We start from the raw sequence: 19,223 nt of genomic DNA on the forward strand, positions 1-19,223 counted from the left end.
TTCGGTGGCGCTGGCGCAAGGGAGAAAGCGCGCTAGCGCGGTGGTCTCACGCCAGTGGCCGGTGGCTTTGCCGTTGGTCTGCGGCGGACCTTTCGCCCATAATCCGCCTCTCCGCTAGCCCGAGCCCTGGAATCCCCATGGAGCAATTTCGCAATATCGGCATCATCGGTCGCCTCGGCAGTTCGCAGGTGCTGGAGACCGTTCGCCGACTCAAACGCTTCCTGCTGGACCGCCACCTGCACGTGGTCCTCGAGGAATCCATCGCCGAAGTAGTGCCCGGGCACAACCTGCAGACCGCCTCGCGGCGCATTCTCGGCGAGATCTGCGACCTGGTGATCGTGGTCGGCGGCGACGGCAGCATGCTCGGCGCGGCGCGTGCACTGGCCTGGTCGAAGGTCCCGGTGCTGGGCATCAACCGTGGCAGCCTGGGCTTCCTCACCGACATCCGCCCGGACGATCTGGAAGCCAAGGTCGGTGAGGTGCTCGATGGCCAGTACAGCGTGGAGAACCGCTTCCTTCTGGAAGCCGAGGTGCGCCGCAACGGTGATTCCATCGGCGAGGGCGACGCGCTCAACGACGTGGTGCTGCACCCCGGCAAGTCGACGCGGATGATCGAGTTCGAGCTGCACATCGACGGTCAGTTCGTCTGCAGCCAGAAGGCCGACGGCCTGATCATCGCCACGCCGACCGGCTCCACGGCTTATTCGCTGTCCGCCGGCGGGCCGATCATGCACCCCAAGCTGGACGCCATCGTCATCGTGCCGATGTACCCACACACGCTGTCCAGCCGGCCGATCGTGGTCGACGGCAACAGCGAGCTGAAGATCGTCGTGTCGCCGAACATGCAGATCTATCCGCAGGTCTCATGCGACGGACAGAACCATTTCACCTGCGCGCCAGGCGATACCGTGACGATCAAGAAGAAACCGCAGAAGCTGCACCTGATCCACCCGCTGGACCACAACTACTACGAGGTGTGCCGGACCAAGCTGGGCTGGGGCAGTCGGCTGGGCGGAGGCGACTGATGCTCGACCCCGCGCGCGGCTACGACCTGATCGGTGACGTGCATGGCTGCGCACGGACTCTCGAACGCCTGCTCGACGGGCTTGGCTATCACCGCCAGGCGGGTGTCTGGCGGCATCCGCGGCGGATGGTGCTGTTCCTCGGCGACATCGTCGACCGCGGCCCACGGGTGCGCGAGGCGCTGCACTTGGTGCGCGACATGGTCGCGGCGGGGCAGGCGCTGTGCATCATGGGCAACCACGAATTCAACGCGCTGGGCTGGAGCACGCCGGCGCCGCCGGGCAGCGGCTGCAGCTTCGTGCGCGAACACACGCCGCGCCACGAGCGGATGATCCGCGAGACGCTGGCGCAGTTCGACGGCCACCCGGCCGACTGGCGGGACTTCCTCGGCTGGTTCTATGAGCTGCCGCTGTTCATCGACGCCGGGCGTTTCCGCCTGGTGCACGCCTGCTGGGACAGCAGCCTGATCGAACCGCTGCGCGCGCAGTTCGCCGACGGCCGCGTCGACGAGCCGTTCGTCCAGGCCTCGGCGGTGAAAGGCAGCTTCGCCTGCACGGTGTTCGATCGCCTGCTGCGCGGCACCGACCTGCCGCTGCCGCACGGGCTGACCCTGACCAGCGAGGAAGGCTTCACCCGGCGCACGTTCCGCACCAAGTTCTGGGAGGAGAGCCCGGCCACCTACGGCGATATCGTGTTCCAGCCGGACGCGCTGCCGGACAGCGTCGCCGAGATGCCGCTATCGGAGACCCAGAAAAGCCGGCTGTTTCTCTACGGCCCGCACGAGCCGCTGCTGTTCGTCGGCCACTACTGGCGCACCGGCAAACCGGCGCCGATCCGCGGCAACCTGGCGTGCCTGGACTACAGCGCGGTGATGTACGGCAAGCTGGTCGCCTATCGCCTGGACGACGAGCGCCGCCTCGATCCGCACAAGTTCGTCTGGGTCGACGTCGAGCGGCCGGAGTCGCTGCGATGAGCCGCGTCGCCGCCATGCGCCTGCCGATCGCCACCGACCTCAGCGGCTTCGTCGGCCTGCTGCGTAGCCTGAACGTTCCGTACCGGGTCAGCGAGGAATCCGGCGAGCAGGTGCTCTGGGTGCCGGGCGAGGAACTGGCGGAGCAGGTCCGCGATCTCTACACGCGTTTTCCGCACGGCAATCCGGAGCAGCCACCGAGCCGTTTCGTGCGGCCGTCCGCCAGCCCGCTGGAGCGCCTGAAACGCAGCCCGGCCACCGCTGGCGTGCTGCTGCTGACGCTTATCGTCGCGGCGCTGACGTTCCTTGGCGACAACCTCGCCAGCCTCCGCTGGCTGACCTTCCAGGACTTCCGCATCCAGGGCGACTACCTGCAGTTCGTCCCGCTGGCGGTGAGCCTGGATGCCGGCGAGTGGTGGCGGCTGGCCACGCCGATGCTGCTGCATTTCGGCTTCCTTCACCTGGCGATGAACGCCCTGTGGTACTGGGAGCTGGGCGGGCGCATCGAGGGGCGCCAGGGCGCTTCGATGCTGCTGGCGCTGACGCTGCTGTTCAGCCTGGCGTCGAACGTCGGGCAGTACCTGTTCGGCGGCCCGGCGCTGTTCGGCGGACTCTCCGGCGTGCTCTACGGGCTGCTCGGCCACTGCTGGATCTTCCAGCGCCTGGCGCCCAATCCGGCCTACCAGTTGCCCAGGGGCGTGCTGGGGATGATGCTGATCTGGCTGCTGGTATGCCTGTCCGGCGTGATCGGCGCGCTGGGCTTCGGCTCCATCGCCAATGCTGCCCACGTCACCGGCCTGATCGCCGGCTGCGCGACCGGCCTGATCGGCGGCCTGCTGGCCCGCCGCTCATTGCAGTAGCACCGTAGGGTGGGCTTCAGCCCACCCGCGTCGTCGCATCGCGAGCGGCGCTCGCCACGGCGGGCATTCCGGTAGAATGGCGGCATTCCCCGACTGCGGAGCTGCCATGTCGACTTTTTCCGAGATGATCGAGAACATCACCCCCGAGATCTACCAGAGCCTCAAGCTCGCCGTTGAGATCGGCAAGTGGCCGGATGGCCGCAAGCTGACCCAGGAGCAGAAGGAGCTGAGCCTGCAGGCGGTGATCGCCTGGGAGCTGCAGAACCTGCCGGAAGAGGAACGCACCGGCTACATCAGCCAGCAGTGTGCATCGCACGCCAAGCCGGAGCCGCAGATCCTGTTCAAGTCGGACACCGTACATTGAGGTCCGAGTCGTGTTGAGCGAGCTGGGCCGCGGTGCCCTGAGCAAGATGTCGGTGCGCCTCGATGCACCGGTGCAGTACGCCTTTCGTCTCGGCGAGCGGGAGGTTCCGGTCAATCCGCTGATCGGCCGTTCGCTGCGCCTGGAGTACCTCGGCGCGATCCACTGCAGCCATTGCGGTCGCCAGACCCGCAAGAGTTTCAGCCAGGGCTACTGCTACCCGTGCTTCACCCGGTTGCCGCAGTGCGACCTGTGCATCGTAAGCCCCGAGCGCTGCCACCATGAGCTGGGCACCTGCCGCGATCCCGAGTGGGGCACCAGCTTCTGCATGACCGATCACGTGGTCTACCTGGCCAACTCGTCGGCGGTGAAAGTGGGGATCACCCGCGCCAGCCAGATGCCGACGCGCTGGCTCGACCAGGGCGCCAGCCAGGCACTGCCGATCCTGCGGGTCGCCACCCGCCAGCAGTCCGGGCTGGTCGAGGACCTCCTGCGCAGCCAGGTCGCCGACCGCACCAACTGGCGCACGTTGCTCAAGGGCGATGCTCCGCCGCTGGACCTGATCGCCGAGCGCGACCGTCTGCTCGACCACTGCGCCGAAGGGCTGCTGGCCTTGCAGCAGCGTTTCGGTCTGCAGGCGATCCAGCCGATCACCGAGGTGGCACCGCTGGAGATCCGTTATCCGGTGCACGCCTATCCGACCAAAGTGGTCAGTTTCGATCTGGACAAGACGCCCGTCGTCGAAGGTACCCTGATGGGCATCAAGGGCCAGTACCTGATCTTCGATACCGGCGTGATCAACATTCGCAAGTACACGGCGTACCAGTTGCTGGTATCGGCCTGACCCATTCCCGCCCCGGCCGCCTGCCGGGACCGCCAGGAGCCGAAAGATGCGCACCGAGCAAGCCAAGACGATCTACCTGAAGGACTATCAGGCGCCGGACTACCTGATCGACGAAACCACCCTGACCTTCGAGCTGCACGAGGACCACACCCTGGTCCACGCGCAACTGGTGATGCGGCGCAACCCGGAGAAGGGCGCCGGGCTGCCGGGCGCCGGGCTGCCGCCGCTGGTCCTCGACGGCCAGGAGCTGGAGCTGCTCGCGGTGTCGCTGGACGACCGCGAGCTTGCGCCCGGCGACTATCAACTCGATGACAGCCACCTGACCCTGCAGCCGACCGCGGCGCAGTTCACCGTCGACAGCACGGTGCGCATCCACCCGGAGAGCAACACCGCGCTGGAAGGTCTGTACAAGTCCGGCAGCATGTTCTGCACCCAGTGCGAGGCCGAGGGCTTCCGCAAGATCACCTACTACCTCGATCGGCCGGACGTGATGAGCAAATTCACCACCACGGTGAGCGCCGAGCAGCATCACTACCCGGTGCTGCTCTCCAACGGCAACCCGGTGGCCAGCGGCAGCGAGGAGGGCGGTCGCCATTGGGCCACCTGGGAAGACCCCTTCAAGAAACCGGCGTACCTGTTCGCCCTGGTCGCCGGCGACCTCTGGTGCGTCGAGGACAGCTTCACCACGATGAGCGGGCGTAACGTCGCCCTGCGCATCTACGTCGAGCCGGAGAACATCGACAAGTGCCAGCACGCCATGGACAGCCTGAAGAAGTCCATGCGCTGGGACGAGGAGGCCTACGGTCGCGAGTACGACCTGGACATCTTCATGATCGTCGCGGTGAACGACTTCAACATGGGCGCGATGGAGAACAAGGGCCTCAACATCTTCAACTCCAGCGCCGTGCTGGCCCGCGCCGAGACCGCCACCGACGCCGCCCACCAGCGCGTCGAGGCGATCGTCGCGCACGAGTACTTCCACAACTGGTCGGGCAACCGCGTGACCTGCCGCGACTGGTTCCAGCTGTCGCTCAAGGAAGGCTTCACCGTGTTCCGCGATGCCGGCTTCTCGTCCGACATGAACTCGGCGACGGTCAAGCGCATCGAGGACGTGGCCTTCCTGCGTACCCACCAGTTCGCCGAGGACAGCGGCCCGATGGCGCATTCGGTGCGCCCGGACTCGTTCATCGAGATTTCCAACTTCTACACCCTGACCGTCTACGAGAAGGGTTCGGAAGTGGTCGGCATGATCCGCACGCTGCTTGGCGCCGAAGGCTTCCGCAAGGGCAGCGACCTCTACTTCGAGCGCCACGACGGCCAGGCGGTGACCTGCGACGACTTCGTCAAGGCCATGGAAGACGCCAATGGTGTCGACCTCACCCAGTTCAAACGCTGGTACAGCCAATCCGGCACGCCGCGCCTGGAGGTCAGCGAGGCCTATGATGCCGCCGCGCAGCGCTACACCCTGACGTTCCGCCAGAGCTGCCCGCCAACCCCGGGCCAGCCGACCAAGGAACCCTTCGTGATTCCCGTGGCCCTCGGCCTGCTGGACGCGCAAGGCAACGATCTGCCGCTGCGCCTGGACGGCGAGGCCGCCGGCGCCAGCAGCCGCGTGCTCTCGGTAACCGAGGCCGAGCAGTCGTTCAGCTTCGTCGGCGTCGCCGCCAAGCCGCTGCCCTCGTTGCTGCGCGGCTTCTCGGCACCGGTCAAGCTGAGCTTCCCCTACGACCGCGACCAGTTGATGTTCCTCATGCAGCACGACTCCGACGGTTTCAACCGCTGGGAAGCCGGCCAGCAGCTGTCCGTGCAGGTGCTGCAGGAACTGATCGGCCAGCACCAGCGCGGCGAGGCCCTGGTGCTCGACCCGCGTTTGCTGCATGCGCTGCGCAGCCTGATCGAGGATGAGTCACTGGATCAGGCGATGGTCGCCGAGATGCTCTCCCTGCCGGGCGCCGCCTACCTCAGCGAGCTCAGCGAAGTGGCCGACATCGACGCCATCCACGCCGCCCGCGAGTTCGCCCGCGCGCAGATCGGCGAGGCCCTGTTCGCCCCGCTGTGGCGGCGCTACCAGGCCAACCGCGAGGTGTCGCGCCACTCGCCCTATGTTGCCGAGGAAAGTCACTTCGCCCGGCGCGCGCTGCAGAACATCGCGCTGTCGTACCTGATGCTGGGCAACGACCCCGAGGTGCTGGCCGCCTGCGTGGATCAGTTCGACAACAGCGACAACATGACCGAACGCCTGACGGCGCTGGCGGTGCTGGTCAACTCGCCGTTCGAGGCCGAGCGCGGCAGGGCGTTGCAGATGTTCGCCGAGCACTTCAAGGACAACCCGCTGGTGATGGACCAGTGGTTCAGCGTGCAGGCCGCCAGCTACCTGCCGGGCGGGCTCGAGCGGGTGAAGGAGCTGATGAAGCATCCGGCCTTCACCCTGAAGAACCCGAACAAGGTGCGCGCGCTGATCGGCGCCTTCGCCGGGCAGAACCTGGTCAACTTCCACGCCGTCGATGGCAGCGGCTACCGCTTCCTGGCCGACCAGATCATCGCGCTCAACGCGCTGAACCCGCAAATCGCCGCGCGTCAGCTGTCGCCGCTGACCCGTTGGCGCAAGTACGACGCCGCTCGGCAGGCGCTGATGAAGGCCGAGCTGGAGCGCATTCTGGTCTCGGGGGAGCTTTCCAGCGACGTCTACGAGGTGGTCAGCAAGAGCCTCGCCTGAGTCGCCCAGGGCCGGGGGAACCGGCTCCGATTCGTTACCGGTGGGTCAGAAAGAGGCCACGGCAGTCGCCGTGGCCTTTTTGCATCATGGCGCTGAATAAGCCGTCAATCACGGGGGTTTGGCCTTAACAAAACATAACGACACGCCGATTGTCACAGCCCGTCAAAGTCGGCAGCATAGGGGCGCTTCAACCGCACTATCACCAATAACAATAATGGGGGAAAGGTGTATGAGTGAGCCCACGTGGCGCACCCGGTCCGGTCTGTCTGCGGTTTTCCGCCGGCGGATTCTGCGACTCCACTCGCCGTTGACCAACGCACTGTCGTTGTGTGCCGCGTTTTCCATGCTGGGCCTGGGCGCCATGCCCGTGCAGGCCGAGGAAAGCGCCACCCGCGAACCCCTCTACGCCATCGAGTCGCCCAAGGCCGTGCAAAGCCTGCTGCTCGACATCGCCCACGCCGGCGCGCGCCTGGTGGCGGTCGGCGACCGTGGCCACATCCTCTATTCCGATGACGACGGCAAGAGCTGGCAGCAGGCCAAGGTGCCGACCCGGCAGATGCTCACCGCCGTGTTCTTCCTCGACGACACCCTCGGCTGGGCGGTTGGCCACGATGCGCAGATCCTCGCCACCACCGACGGCGGCAAGAGCTGGACGCTGCAGTTCGAGGACCTTCACCGCGAGGCGCCTCTGCTGGACGTCTGGTTCCAGAACGCCGATCACGGCATTGCGGTGGGTGCCTACGGCGCGCTGCTGGAGACCGAGGACGGCGGCAAGACGTGGAACGACGTCAGCGACCGCATCGACAACGAAGACGGCTTCCACCTCAACGCCATCACCGCGGTGAAGGACGCCGGGCTGTTCGTCGTCGGCGAATCCGGCTCGATGTTCCGCTCTCCCGACTGGGGCCAAACCTGGGAAAAACTCGAAGGCCCGTACGAAGGCTCGCTGTTCGGCGCGCTGGGCACCGCCGAGCCGAACAGCCTGGTGGTCTACGGCCTGCGTGGGCACCTGTTCCGTTCCGCCGATTTCGGCGACACCTGGGAGCGCATCGAGCTGAAGACCGCCAGCGGCGGCAAGCTGGAGTTCGGTCTGTCCAGCGGCTCGTTGCTCGCCGACGGCTCGCTGGTGGTCGTCGGCCACGGCGGCAGCGTCCTCAAGAGCAGCGACGATGGTCGCAGTTTCAGCGTCTTCAACCGTCCCGACCGGATTTCCCTGGCCGCGGCGACCGCGGGTGCCAACGGTGAACTGATCCTGGCTGGGCAAGGCGGTGTGCGTGTCTCCTCACCGACAGGCGCCGTGCTGGTCGAAAAACAATAACGCCGGGAGAATTGAATGAGTCCTCACCAACAGAACAAGGCGAGCCTGCTCGAGCGCCTGATCTTCAACAACCGCCCGGTGGTAATCCTGATCTGCGTGCTGGTCAGCGTGTTCCTGTTCTACCAGGCCACCCAGGTTCGTCCGTCCACCAGTTTCGAGAAGATGATCCCGCTGCAGCACCCCTTCATCCAGAAGATGATGGAGTACCGTAACGACCTGGCCAACCTCGGCAATACGGTGCGCATCTCGGTGGAAGCCACCGATGGCGATATCTTCTCCAAGGAGTACATGGAGACGCTGCGCAAGATCCAGGACGAGGTGTTCTACATTCCCGGCGTCGACCGTTCGGGGCTGAAATCGCTGTGGAGCCCCAGCGTGCGCTGGAGCGAGGTCACCGAGGAAGGTTTCGCCGGCGGCGAAGTGATCCCGCAGACCTATGACGGTTCCCCGCAGAGTCTCAACGACCTGCGCAACAACGTGCTCAAGTCCGGGCAGATCGGCCGGCTGGTGGCGAACAACTTCAAGTCGAGCATCATCGACATCCCGCTGTTGGAGAGCTTTCCCGACCCGAATGACCAGGGCAAGCTGGTCAAGCTGGACTACCGCGAATTTTCCCATCAGCTCGAGGACAAGATCCGCAACGAGTACCAGGCGCAGAACCCGAACGTGAAGATCCACATCGTCGGCTTCGCCAAGAAGGTCGGCGACCTGATCGACGGCCTGCTGATGGTGGTAGTGTTCTTCGGCATCGCCTTCGTCGTCACCCTGGTGCTGCTCTACTGGTTCACCTGGTGTATCCGCAGCACCATCGCCGTGCTCTCGACCACGCTGATCGCGGTGATTTGGCAGCTTGGTCTGATGCACACCGTGGGGTTCGGCCTCGATCCGTATTCGATGCTGGTGCCGTTCCTGGTGTTCGCCATCGGCATCTCCCACGGGGTGCAGAAGATCAACGGGATCGCCTTGCAGTCGAGCGAGGCGGAAAACGCCTTGACCGCCGCGCGGCGCACCTTCCGCCAGCTGTTCCTGCCGGGGATGATTGCCATCCTCGCCGATGCCGTCGGCTTCATCACCCTGCTGGTGATCGACATCGGCGTGATCCGCGAGCTGGCCATCGGCGCCTCCATCGGGGTCGCGGTGATCGTTTTCACCAACCTGATCCTGCTGCCGGTGGCGATCTCCTACATCGGTATCAGCAAGAAGGCCATCGAGCGCAGCAAGCGCGACGCGGTAACCGAGCATCCGTTCTGGCGCCTGCTGTCGAACTTCGCCAGCGCCAAGGTCGCGCCGGTGTCGGTGATCCTCGCGTTGGTCGTTGCGATCGGCGGCTTCTGGTACCAAAAGCAGCACCTGCAGGTCGGAGACCTTGACCAGGGCGCGCCCGAACTCCGTCCGGACTCGCGCTACAACCAGGACAACGATTTCATCATCCGCAACTACTCGACCAGCTCCGACGTGCTGGTGGTGATGGTCAAGACCGAGGCCGAGGGCTGTTCGACCCACGGCACGCTGGCGCCGATCGACGAGCTGATGTGGAAGATGCAGAACACCAAGGGCGTGCAGTCGGCGATCTCCCTGGTCAGCGTCTCCAAACAGATGATCAAGGGGATGAACGAGGGCAACCTGAAATGGGAAACCCTGTCGCGCAACCAGGACGTGCTGAACAACTCGATCAGCCGGGCCGAAGGGCTCTACAACAGCGACTGTTCGGTGGCGCCGGTGCTGGTGTTCCTCGAGGACCACAAGGCCGCCACGCTCAAGCGCGCCATCGAGGCGGTGGAGGCGTTCAAGGCCGAGCAGAAACCGGGCGGTCCGGAGTTCATCCTCGCCGCGGGTAACGCCGGTATCGAGGCAGCCACCAACGAGGTGATCGCCAAGTCCGAGTTGACCATTCTTACGCTGGTTTACCTCTGCGTTGCCGGGATGTGCCTGATCACCTTCCGCTCGTTCGCCGCCACCGTGTGCATCGTGCTGCCGCTGATCCTCACCTCGATCCTCGGCAATGCCCTGATGGCCTTCCTCGGTATCGGCGTGAAGGTGGCGACCATGCCGGTGATTGCGCTGGGCGTGGGCATCGGCGTGGACTACGGCATCTACATCTACAGCCGCCTGGAAAGCTTCCTGCGCGCCGGGCTGTCGATGCAGGAGGCCTACTACGAAACGCTGAAATCCACCGGCAAGGCGGTGCTGTTCACCGGTATCTGCCTGGCGATCGGCGTGGCGACCTGGATCTTCTCGGCGATCAAGTTCCAGGCCGACATGGGCCTGATGCTGACCTTCATGTTCCTGCTCAACATGTTCGGTGCGTTGTGGCTGCTGCCGGCGCTGGCGCGCTTCCTGATCAAGCCGGAGAAACTCGCCGGCAAGACGGGCGGTACCCTGCTGTCGCACTGATGTAGGTCGACGCAAGAAAAGGAACCGCGGCCCTGGCCGCGGTTTTTTTATGGGCCTGTGAAGGTGGTCTCTGGAGCTGAGTGCCAGGCGGGACCGACAGCAAGCGGGCTACTGCAGGCGAGGGTTTGCCGGACGAGTGCAACCCTGGATCGGAGTGCTCGGCGGGACACCGACCGCGTGGGTTTCACCCACCCTACGCTGCGCAGGGGCTGGGCGGCGGATTCGTCAGCGCGGATACAGCGGCGGCAGCGGGCTGGGTTCCTGGGGCGTGGCGGCGGCTTCGGCAGGGGGGAGGGTGCGGATCGCCAGCCACAGGTCTTCGCCCTGCCAGTGCTGCCCGGTTTCGCTGTAGAGCGAGCCGTTGAGTCCATCCAGTGCGTCCGACAGCGGGGTGAAGCGCGCAGCCATGTCGGCGAGGGTCTCCGGCTGCTGGCGGGCCCAGGCGTCGAGCGCCTGGCGCGTCGCCTGGGTGTCGTTGGCCAGGCAGGCGCGCTTGAGGTCGTCGAGCAGCGTGCGCGGGCTGGGCCCGGTGGGTGCCACCCGTTGCACGGCGGGTTGCTGGCGCGCGTGCCACCAGAGGCCGAAGCCGAGCAGCGTGGTGCAGGCCAACAGCGCGCTGAGCACCTGCCAGGGCCACAGCGGTGCGGCGTACTCGGCGGCTTGCGGCGCCTCGGCGGGTGGCAGGCCGGGAGCCTCCAGAAGCGGATCGGCGACCACCTCGATGTGCCGTTCCGGCAGGGTGGTGCGCTCCAGGCGGTCCTCGGTGGTGTTCCACCAGACCACCTCCAGCGCCGGCAGGTCGATGGCGCCGCTGTGGATCGGCACCAGCGCCTCGCTCTGCTCGCGACTGCCGATCAGGCTGGCGTCGGTCGCCTGGTTCGCCAGATGGGGTTGGTCGGGGTAGCGTCGCAGCGCATCGCTGCGGGTATCGCCGATCGGCGGCAGTTGGGCGCTGGAAAGACCTTCGGCACGCAGGATCAGGTTGCGCGTCAGCGAATCGCCGACCTTCACCTCGTCCGGCTCCGGGCTCCAGGCTTCCGACAGACTGAGGGCGCTGGCCGGCAGCCAGGGCGCGTCGGCCGGGTAGCTGGCCGGCTTGGGCAGCACTTGCAGCGGGATTTCCGGTGACTTCACCCGCGTCAGCCGGCCCGGGCGCGAGCCGAACGGCAGCAGGCCGCTGCTCGGCGCGTTCTCCACCAGGGTCGCGCTGAACGCCAGTGGCGGTATCTTCAGCGCACCGCTTTGCTGCGGGAAGATCGCGTAGCGCATCTCGATCACCCCGTGGCGCACGCCGCCGATTTCCTTCTCGTAGGTACGCGGTTCGCCGAGGGGCTCGACCCGCGCGTCCTCCATCTGCAGCGGCGTCAGGCTGCTGTCGTCGTACAGCGGCACCGAGTGGTAGATGCGCAGGGTCAGAACCAGTTGCGCCTGCACGTAGACCTTCTCGCGGTCGACGCTCGCATCGATGTACACGGGCGCCATCTTCGCGCTGCCGCTGCTGCCGGCCGGCTCGATGTACAGGGTGATCGGCTGGCTGCTGGCGTCGCCGAGCCTGAGCGGCGGGATCACCACGTAGCCGGTCTGCCTGGGTTGCAGGGTGACGATCCAGCGCGTGACCTGGCGGGTTTCGCCATTGACCACGGCGAGGCGGTTGACCTGGCGCGTGCCGAGCACGTCGAACAGCGCGTCGAGGGCGCTCAGGTCGGGTTTGCCGAACTGCGCGACGTCGTCCGACTCCAGCGCCAGTTCCAGGGTGTCGCCCTCGTCGAGACGGGTGCGGTCGACGCTGGCGTTGAGTTCCAGTGCCTGGGCGAAGCCGGGCAGCAGGGCCAGCAGGAGAATGCCGAGCAGGCGCATCATGGTTGGTTTTCCTGGCGTTTCTTCTGTTCGTACCAGAACTTGCGGCGCAGCAGTTCGGCCGGATCGTCCGGTATCTGCCGCAGCCATTGTTCGAGTGCCTGGCGCCGCTCGCCGTCCAGCGGCGAGTCGTCGAGGGTGCGGCGCTGCGTGGTTTCTTCGTCGTCGGGCGGCTGGGCGGCGTCCTTCGGGGTCGGTTGCGGGCCCGCGGCATCGGTAGGCGCGGTATCGGCCGGCGCGGCATCGCCCGCCGGTCGCGCGGGCGGTTTCTCGCGGGCGTCGCTCGACGGCGGCGCGGTGCTCGGCGTGCTCTCGGGCGGCGCCTGTTCGCCAGGCTGCGCCTCCGGCGACGGGCTGCCCTGGCCCGGGTTCTGCGATTTCTCCTGCTGGCGCTGGCGCAGCAGTTCCTCCACCAGGGCCTTGTTCTTCTGCGCCGCGCTCAGGTCCGGCTGGCGTTCCAGCGCCGCGTCGTAGGCGTCGATGGCTTCTTCCAGCTCGCCGCTTCTGGCCAGTGCGTTGCCGCGATTGTAGTGATCGGCGGCGCTGCTGCCCTGGGCGAAGCGCTCGGCCGCTGCCGGATAGTCGCCCGCGCGATACAGCGCCTGACCCTGCCAGCGCGGGTCTTCGAAGCGCCGTGCGGCTTCCGCCGGACGCTGCGCTTCGAGCAGGCGCTGGCCCTGCTGGTCGGGGCGTAGCCAGAGGTCGTCGAAGCCGAAGGCGAACACCGGCTGCGGCAATACCCACAGCAACGGCAGGCAGAACAGCCAGCCGCGCCGGCCGGCGCAGGCTGCGATCAAAAGGAGCGGCAGCAGCAGCCAGTGTCCCTGGTCGGCCCACAGCGCCAACTGGGTGACCTCGCCGTCCTCGCGCAGCCCCTGTGGCATGTCCAGCAGGCCGAGTTGCCGCAGGTCGGCCTCGTCGATGCGCGCCTGTGCGTAGCGGCCATGCAGTTCCCCGGCGAAACGCTGCAGGCCGCTCTCGTCCAGCCTGGGCAGGAGGATCGCGCCCTGGTCGTCCTTGAGGAAACCGCCTCCTTCGAGGGCGATCGGTGCGCCCTGGGGCGTGCCGACGCCGAGGATCAGCAACGGCGAGGAATGCCTGTCGAGCGCCTGGCGGATGCCCTGGCGCTCGCGTTCGTCGAGGCTGCTGGCGATCAGCAGCAAGCGACCGCGGCCCTGTGCGCCCTGTTCGAGCAGGGCCAGCGCCTGCGCCACGGCGAGGTCCGCGCGGCGCCCCGGCTCTGGCATGATCGACGGCTTCAACGCATCGAGCAGGTTGCGCGCGGTGGAGTGGTCGTAGGACAGCGGCACCAGCGTGTGGGCGCTGCCGGCATAGACGACGATCGCGGTCTGCGCCTCGGAGCGGGCCTCCAGCAGGTCGAGCAGCTTGCGCCGCGCCTGGGCGAGGCGGTTCGGCGTGGCGTCGGTGGCGAGCATCTCCGGAGTGAGTTCGAGCAGCACCACCAGCGGGTCGCTGCGCTTCTGGCTGACCTGCTCGGTGCGTTGCCAGCTGGGGCCGAGCAGGGCCAGCAGGGCGAGCAGCCAGGCCAGGCCCAGGGCGACCCACGGCAGCCGGCTGTTGCGACCGCGTCCGCCGGACAGCAGTACGTCGTGGAAGGCGGGCGGCAACAACATCTGCCAGCGTCCGCTGCGCTGTTCGCGGTGCCAGAGGCGCCACAGCAGCCAGCCGAACAGCGGCAGCAGGAGCAGCCAGAACGGCCGCAGCCAATGTGGCCAGAGCGCGATCATGGGCGGCGGCTCCAGCGCGGACGCTTGGCGAACAGCGGCTTGAGCCGCGTGAGTTTGCGCGGCAGGCGCTGGGCGAAACGCGGGTGCGGCCAGAGGGCGTGCGCCACCAGCGCCAGGCTGAGCAGCACCGCGGCGGCCAGCGGCCAGCTGTACAGCGCGCGGGCCGGACGCGCCTGGGTCGGTTTCTGCGCCACCGGCTCGAGCCGGTCGAGGCTTTCGCCGATGGCTTTGAGTTCGTCCTGCGAGCGTGCCCGGAAATACTCGCCGCCGGTGAGGCTGGCGATTTCGCGCAGCGTCGGCTCGTCCAGGTCGAGGCCAGGATTGAGCCCCAGCAGGCCGAGGGTGCCGCTGTCGGCGGGGTCGGCGCCGATACCGATGGCGTAGACCTTCACCTGTTCCTCGGCGGCCAGGCGTGCGGCGGTCAGCGGATCGATCTGCCCGCCGTTGTTGGCGCCGTCGGTGACCAGTACCAGCACGCGGCTGTCGGCCGGGCGCTCGCGCAGGCGCTTGACCGCCAGCCCGATGGCGTCGCCCAGCGCGGTGTTCTTGCCGGCGATGCCGATGAGCGCTTCGTCGAGCCAGGTGCGCACGGTGTGGCGGTCGAAGGTCAGCGGCGATTGCAGATACGCCTGGCTGCCGAACAGGATCAGCCCGACGCGGTCGCCGCGGCGGCCCTCGATGAAATCGCCGAGCAGGCGCTTGACCAGGGTCAGGCGGCTCGCCGGCTGCTCGTCCCACTGCATGTCGGCGTAATCCATCGAGCCGGACACGTCCACCGCCAGCAGAAGGTCGCGGCCGCTGGCCGGCAAGGGCAGGGGTTCGCCGACCCATTGCGGGCGCGCCGCGGCGAGCAGCAGCAACAGCCAGAGCGCGGCGAACGGCGCCTGCTGGCGCCAGGCCGGCAGGTTGGCGCGGGCGCGTCGTCCGGCGAGGCCTTCAAGTTCGTCAAGGAAGCTGACGTTGAGCGCCGCCTCGCCGCTGTCCGCAGGCGGCAGCAGGAGGCGCAGCAGCCAGGGCAGCGGCGCGAGCAGCAGTAACCACGGCCAGGCGAACTCAAACATGCTTGCGCACCCAGATGTCGATGGCCTGCTGCAGGCCGGCGATGGCCTTGTCGTCGAGCCGGCATTGCGGCCGGTAGGCGCCGTCGACGAGGACCATCCAGCGCGTCAGCCCGGCCGCCGGGCAGCGGTTGTCGAGGAACGCCAGCCAGGCGCGCCCGCTGAGGGTCTCGCAGTGGTCGTTCGGGTAATGCGCCAGGCACAGGCGCTTGAGCAGCGCGTTGAGTTGCTGAAGCCAGGGGCCGGCCGGCGCGTCGTCGTAGGGCTTGGGCAGCTGCTCCAGTTCGTTGAGGGCGGCCTGGCGCAGCGGGTCGAGACGAACCTCGGCGCGGCGTTCGCGGCGCCTGTGCGGTATCCGCCCGCGCAACCGCCAGAGGCCCCAGAGCGCGATCGGCAGCAGCGCCGCCAGCAGCCACCAGCCAGGCGCCGGCGGCCAGGCGGAAACCGGCGGCGGCGCGATCAGGGGCTGGAGTTGGTCGAGCGGGTTCATTTGCGTTTTTCCGAACGCTGCACGTAGAGGTGGTCGCGCAGCTGGTCGACCAGGTCGCTGGCCGTGCTCAGCGGCAGCAGCGGCACGCAGAGCTTCTGCGCCAGACGCTGCCAGCGCTGCCCGCGTTCCTCGGCCTGGGCGGCGTAGACCAGCCGCAGCTCGGCGGCGTGGGTGTCGAGTTCCAGCCGCGCGCCGCGTTCGGCGAAGCGCAGCAGCCCGGCCGCCGGCAGCTCGTGGTCGAGAGGATCGGAGAGCGGCAGCAGGACCAGGTCGGTGTGTCGCGCCAGCAGGGCGAGCTGCTGTTCGGCGGCCTCGGACAGCGCGCGCTCGTCGCACAGCACCAGCATCAGGCTGCCGGGGCGCAGCACTTCGCGGGCGCGGCGCAGGGCCAGGCCGAAGGCGTCGCGGTTCGGCTGCGCTTCGCTGTGCAGCGCCTGGTTGGCGCGCACCAGCCGGTTGAGCAGTTGCAGCAGGCTCTGCTTGCTGCGCCGCGGGCGTATTTCGTGGTGCTCGTGATCGCCGAACACCAGCCCGCCGATGCGGTCGTTGTGGCCCAGCGCGGCCCAGCCGATCAGTGCCGCTGCGCGCGCGGCGAGCACCGACTTGAATTGCAGCGCGGAGCCGAAGAACAGCCGCCGGCTCTGTTCCACCAGGACGAACACCGGGCGTTCGCGCTCCTCGTGGAACAGCTTGGTGTGCGGCTCCTGGGTGCGCGCGGTGACGCGCCAGTCGATGGTGCGCACGTCGTCGCCGGCCTGATACACGCGCACTTGGTCGAAATCCACGCCGCGCCCGCGCAGCTTGGAATGGTGCAGGCCGATCAGCGGGCTGCGCCGGCTCGGCGTGGAGAACAGCTGCACCTCGCGCACCCGGTGGCGCATGTCGATCAGCTCGGCGAGGTCGCTGCGGATGCCGGGCTGTAGCGGCAGCGGGTGGGTGGTCACGCCACCGCCACCACGTCGAGGATGCGCTGGATCACCTTGTCCTGGTCGACGCCCGAAGCCTCGGCCTCGAAGGACAGGATCACCCGGTGGCGCAGGACGTCGAAGAGCATCGCCTGGATGTCTTCCGGGCTGACGAAGTCGCGGCCGGCCAGCCAGGCGTGCGCGCGCGCGCAGCGGTCTAGGGCGATGGAGCCGCGCGGACTGGCGCCGTAGGCGATCCACTCGGCGAGTTCGGCGTCGAACTTGGCCGGGGTGCGCGTGGCCATGACCAGTTGCACCAGGTATTCCTCCACCGCATCGGCCATGTAGAGGCCGAGGATTTCCTTGCGCGCGGCGAAGATGGCCTGCTGGCTGACGCGGCGCTCGGGCAGGCTTTCGCCGTTCAGCGCTTCGCCGCGGGCCTGGGCGAGGATCTTGCGTTCTACGCTGGCGTCGGGGAAGCCGATCTTCACGTGCATCAGGAAGCGGTCGAGCTGCGCTTCGGGCAGCGGGTAGGTGCCTTCCTGCTCGATGGGGTTCTGCGTCGCCATCACCAGGAACAGCGGCGACAGGTCGTAGGTGCTGCGGCCGACGCTGACCTGGCGCTCCGCCATGGCTTCGAGCAGCGCCGACTGCACCTTCGCCGGTGCTCGGTTGATTTCGTCGGCGAGCACCAGGTTGTGGAAGATCGGCCCCTGCTGGAACACGAAGCTGCCGGTTTCCGGGCGATAAATCTCGGTGCCGGTGATGTCCGCCGGAAGCAGGTCGGGGGTGAATTGGATGCGGTGGAATTCGGCTTCCAGGCCCTCGGCCAGGTCCTTGATGGCCTTGGTCTTGGCCAGGCCCGGCGCGCCCTCGACCAGCATGTGGCCATCGGCGAGCAGCGCCACCAGCATGCGTTCGACGAGCTTTTCCTGGCCGAGGATCTGGCTGGAGAGAAATTGTCGCAGCGCGACCAGCGCTTCGCGGTGTTCCATGGGGTCAGTTCCGGTTGGGATGGCGAGCCAGAGCCGCTCGTCGAAGGCGTCGTATCTTAATCGAAGGCGGCGGGCGTAGCTAAGGCTGCATGCACCGCTGCGGGGGACGCTCCGGACGTGTTCCGCCGTGGTGCGCGACTGTCGTTCGGGGTGTCCTGGCGGTGCGAAACGGGCGCCGATCTTTGCGACCTCAGGGTGCACTGGCGTGCGTGAGTGTTCATGTGTGGTGCAAAACACTACTTTAATAAAAATGTACCAGATAGTTTATTGAGGTTATCGTCTTTATTGGGTATATCTCTCGCAACCACGGGAGAGACCGGCTACCTGCCGGCGCCGAAGGAGCAACCGCCCCGGAAACTCTCAGGCAAAAGGACCGTGGGGTTCACCGCATTCTGGAAAGAGGCGCCGCATGCGCCCGCCGACGGGATAACGCTCTCAGGCAACCATGACAGAAGGGGCAGATGGCCGATGATTCGGTTGGAAATCTGCTGCGTTGCCCTTTGTCAGTGCCACTGCGCTCGATCTCCTTCCCCTTCGATTGGCCATCCTTGGCGGATCAAGCTGCGCGGGCTGGCATCGTCCCGGTGCCTGTCCTCGCCTCTTCAATAGCGGATCGGGGTCAGTTCATGACAAGCACAAAGCAGTCAGGCGGCATGAAGAAGGGTCTGTTGGGCGCGGGCATCTGTGTGCTGGCGGCGTGGGTTTCGCTGGCCAATGCGCAGGAACTGGAGGGCACGCTGAAGAAAGTGGCGGAGTCCGGCAGCATCACCGTAGGTCACCGCGATGGCGGCATTCCGTTCTCCTACTACGACGACAAGCAGCAACCCGTGGGCTACGCCATGGACCTGTGCGGCAAGGTGGTCGATGCGGTGAAGGTCAAGCTGGGCAAGCCCGACCTGAAGGTCGAGTACGTGCCGGTAACCGGCACCACGCGCATTCCGCTGCTGGCCAACGGCACCATCGACATGGAGTGCGGCACCACCACCAACAACGCCGAACGCCAGCGCCAGGTCGCGTTCTCCACCACCTACTTCGTTGCCGGCGTGCGCATCATGGCGAAGAAGGCCGACCACATCACCGGCCTGCAGGACCTCAAGGCCAAGACCATCGTGACGCCGGCGGGCACTACCAGCGTGCGTCTGCTCAACGAAGCGAACAACAAGGACGACCTGGGCATGCGCATCCTGTCCGCCAAGGACAATGCCGAGGCGCTGCTCACCGTGGAAACCGGCCGCGCGGTCGCCTACGTGTTCGACGACGTTTCCCTCGCCGGGGTGATCGCCTCGTCGCGCTCCCCGGAAATCTGGGAGATCGTTGGCGATGCACTCTCCGTGGAGCCCTACGGAATCATGCTGCGGCGCAACGATGCGCAGTTCAAGGCGCTGGCTGACCAGACCCTAGGCGCGCTCTATGCCAGCGGCGAGATCAACGCGATCTACGACAAGTGGTTCCTGCAGCCGATTCCGCCGCGCGGCATCCTGATGAACCTGCCGATGTCGGAGCAGCTGAAGAAGGTCATCGCCGCGCCGACCGACAGCGCCGATCCGCAGGTTTACCAGTAAGTCGCTGGGGCCGGCTCGCCGGCTCCGGTGTTTCCCGCGGGCCGGTTCCGGCCCGCGTCCGCTGCCCCTCGCCCGGATACCCGCATGGATTACACCTGGAACTGGCGCGCCCTCTGGTCGCT

At 67.1% G+C, this 19,223-nt stretch carries 15 protein-coding genes and 1 riboswitch; of the genes, 9 read left to right on the top strand and 6 right to left on the bottom strand.

The window, feature by feature from the left end; translation table 11 throughout:
* Positions 1 to 137: 137 nt before the first annotated feature.
* The 8 genes from QMX85_RS19935 to QMX85_RS19970 all read left to right on the top strand — a co-directional run bounded on the left by QMX85_RS19935 (position 138) and on the right by QMX85_RS19970 (position 10,486).
* On the top strand, positions 138 to 1,025 hold the full coding sequence (locus tag QMX85_RS19935; RefSeq protein WP_282343809.1) for an NAD(+) kinase: 888 nt from the start codon (positions 138 to 140) through the stop codon (positions 1,023 to 1,025).
* Positions 1,025 to 1,996, top strand: a complete 972-nt coding sequence (locus QMX85_RS19940) for a metallophosphoesterase (protein WP_282343811.1) — start codon at positions 1,025 to 1,027, stop codon at positions 1,994 to 1,996. Before QMX85_RS19935 ends, QMX85_RS19940 begins: the two co-directional genes overlap by 1 nt.
* Positions 1,993 to 2,853: a rhomboid family intramembrane serine protease gene (locus QMX85_RS19945; RefSeq protein ID WP_282343813.1), complete on the top strand. Its 861-nt coding sequence runs from the start codon at positions 1,993 to 1,995 to the stop codon at positions 2,851 to 2,853. The genes QMX85_RS19940 and QMX85_RS19945 overlap by 4 nt, the downstream gene beginning before the upstream one ends.
* A 106-nt stretch (positions 2,854 to 2,959) precedes the next feature.
* Positions 2,960 to 3,217: a DUF1315 family protein gene (locus tag QMX85_RS19950; protein ID WP_282343815.1), complete on the top strand. Its 258-nt coding sequence runs from the start codon at positions 2,960 to 2,962 to the stop codon at positions 3,215 to 3,217.
* 13 nt (positions 3,218 to 3,230) lie between these two features.
* The gene (locus QMX85_RS19955) at positions 3,231 to 4,058 is read left to right on the top strand and encodes a DUF2797 domain-containing protein (RefSeq protein ID WP_282343836.1); all 828 of its coding nucleotides are present in this window, start codon (positions 3,231 to 3,233) and stop codon (positions 4,056 to 4,058) included.
* Between the two features lie 46 nt (positions 4,059 to 4,104).
* Entirely contained in the window at positions 4,105 to 6,774 is a 2,670-nt protein-coding gene (gene pepN, locus QMX85_RS19960) for an aminopeptidase N (RefSeq protein WP_282343817.1), read from the top strand.
* Positions 6,775 to 7,003: 229 nt separating this feature from the next.
* Positions 7,004 to 8,092: a YCF48-related protein gene (locus QMX85_RS19965; protein ID WP_282343819.1), complete on the top strand. Its 1,089-nt coding sequence runs from the start codon at positions 7,004 to 7,006 to the stop codon at positions 8,090 to 8,092.
* A 15-nt stretch (positions 8,093 to 8,107) separates the two neighbouring features.
* A complete protein-coding gene (locus QMX85_RS19970) occupies positions 8,108 to 10,486 on the top strand; it encodes an RND family transporter (RefSeq protein ID WP_282343821.1) in 2,379 nt (792 codons plus the stop codon).
* A gap of 225 nt (positions 10,487 to 10,711) precedes the next feature.
* Here QMX85_RS19970 and QMX85_RS19975 read toward each other — a convergent pair whose 3' ends face one another.
* From QMX85_RS19975 to QMX85_RS20000, 6 genes are read right to left on the bottom strand one after another with little or no spacing between them, the layout of a single operon-like run.
* Positions 10,712 to 12,346: a BatD family protein gene (locus tag QMX85_RS19975; protein ID WP_282343823.1), complete on the bottom strand. Its 1,635-nt coding sequence runs from the start codon at positions 12,344 to 12,346 to the stop codon at positions 10,712 to 10,714.
* Complete coding sequence (locus QMX85_RS19980; protein ID WP_282343825.1) at positions 12,343 to 14,091, bottom strand: VWA domain-containing protein; 1,749 nt, start codon at positions 14,089 to 14,091, stop codon at positions 12,343 to 12,345. Before QMX85_RS19980 ends, QMX85_RS19975 begins: the two co-directional genes overlap by 4 nt.
* The gene (locus tag QMX85_RS19985; protein WP_282343828.1) at positions 14,088 to 15,152 is read right to left on the bottom strand and encodes a VWA domain-containing protein; all 1,065 of its coding nucleotides are present in this window, start codon (positions 15,150 to 15,152) and stop codon (positions 14,088 to 14,090) included. The genes QMX85_RS19980 and QMX85_RS19985 overlap by 4 nt, the downstream gene beginning before the upstream one ends.
* Positions 15,145 to 15,639 (bottom strand): DUF4381 domain-containing protein, encoded by a 495-nt coding sequence (locus tag QMX85_RS19990; RefSeq protein WP_282343830.1) that lies wholly within the window; start codon positions 15,637 to 15,639, stop codon positions 15,145 to 15,147. Before QMX85_RS19990 ends, QMX85_RS19985 begins: the two co-directional genes overlap by 8 nt.
* Positions 15,636 to 16,520, bottom strand: a complete 885-nt coding sequence (locus QMX85_RS19995) for a DUF58 domain-containing protein (RefSeq protein WP_282343838.1) — start codon at positions 16,518 to 16,520, stop codon at positions 15,636 to 15,638. Before QMX85_RS19995 ends, QMX85_RS19990 begins: the two co-directional genes overlap by 4 nt.
* A gap of 59 nt (positions 16,521 to 16,579) precedes the next feature.
* Positions 16,580 to 17,539: a MoxR family ATPase gene (locus tag QMX85_RS20000; protein WP_282343832.1), complete on the bottom strand. Its 960-nt coding sequence runs from the start codon at positions 17,537 to 17,539 to the stop codon at positions 16,580 to 16,582.
* A gap of 297 nt (positions 17,540 to 17,836) precedes the next feature.
* A riboswitch (glycine riboswitch) is annotated at positions 17,837 to 17,925 on the top strand.
* Positions 17,926 to 18,192: 267 nt separating this feature from the next.
* Here QMX85_RS20000 and QMX85_RS20005 point away from each other — a divergent pair.
* Positions 18,193 to 19,101 carry a transporter substrate-binding domain-containing protein gene (locus tag QMX85_RS20005; RefSeq protein WP_282343834.1) on the top strand — a complete coding sequence of 303 codons (909 nt, stop codon included), beginning with the start codon at positions 18,193 to 18,195 and terminating at the stop codon, positions 19,099 to 19,101.
* The last annotated feature ends 122 nt before the right edge of the window (positions 19,102 to 19,223 follow it).

The organism is Pseudomonas sp. PS02288 (assembly GCF_029959715.1).
GTDB lineage: Bacteria > Pseudomonadota > Gammaproteobacteria > Pseudomonadales > Pseudomonadaceae > Pseudomonas_O > Pseudomonas_O kuykendallii.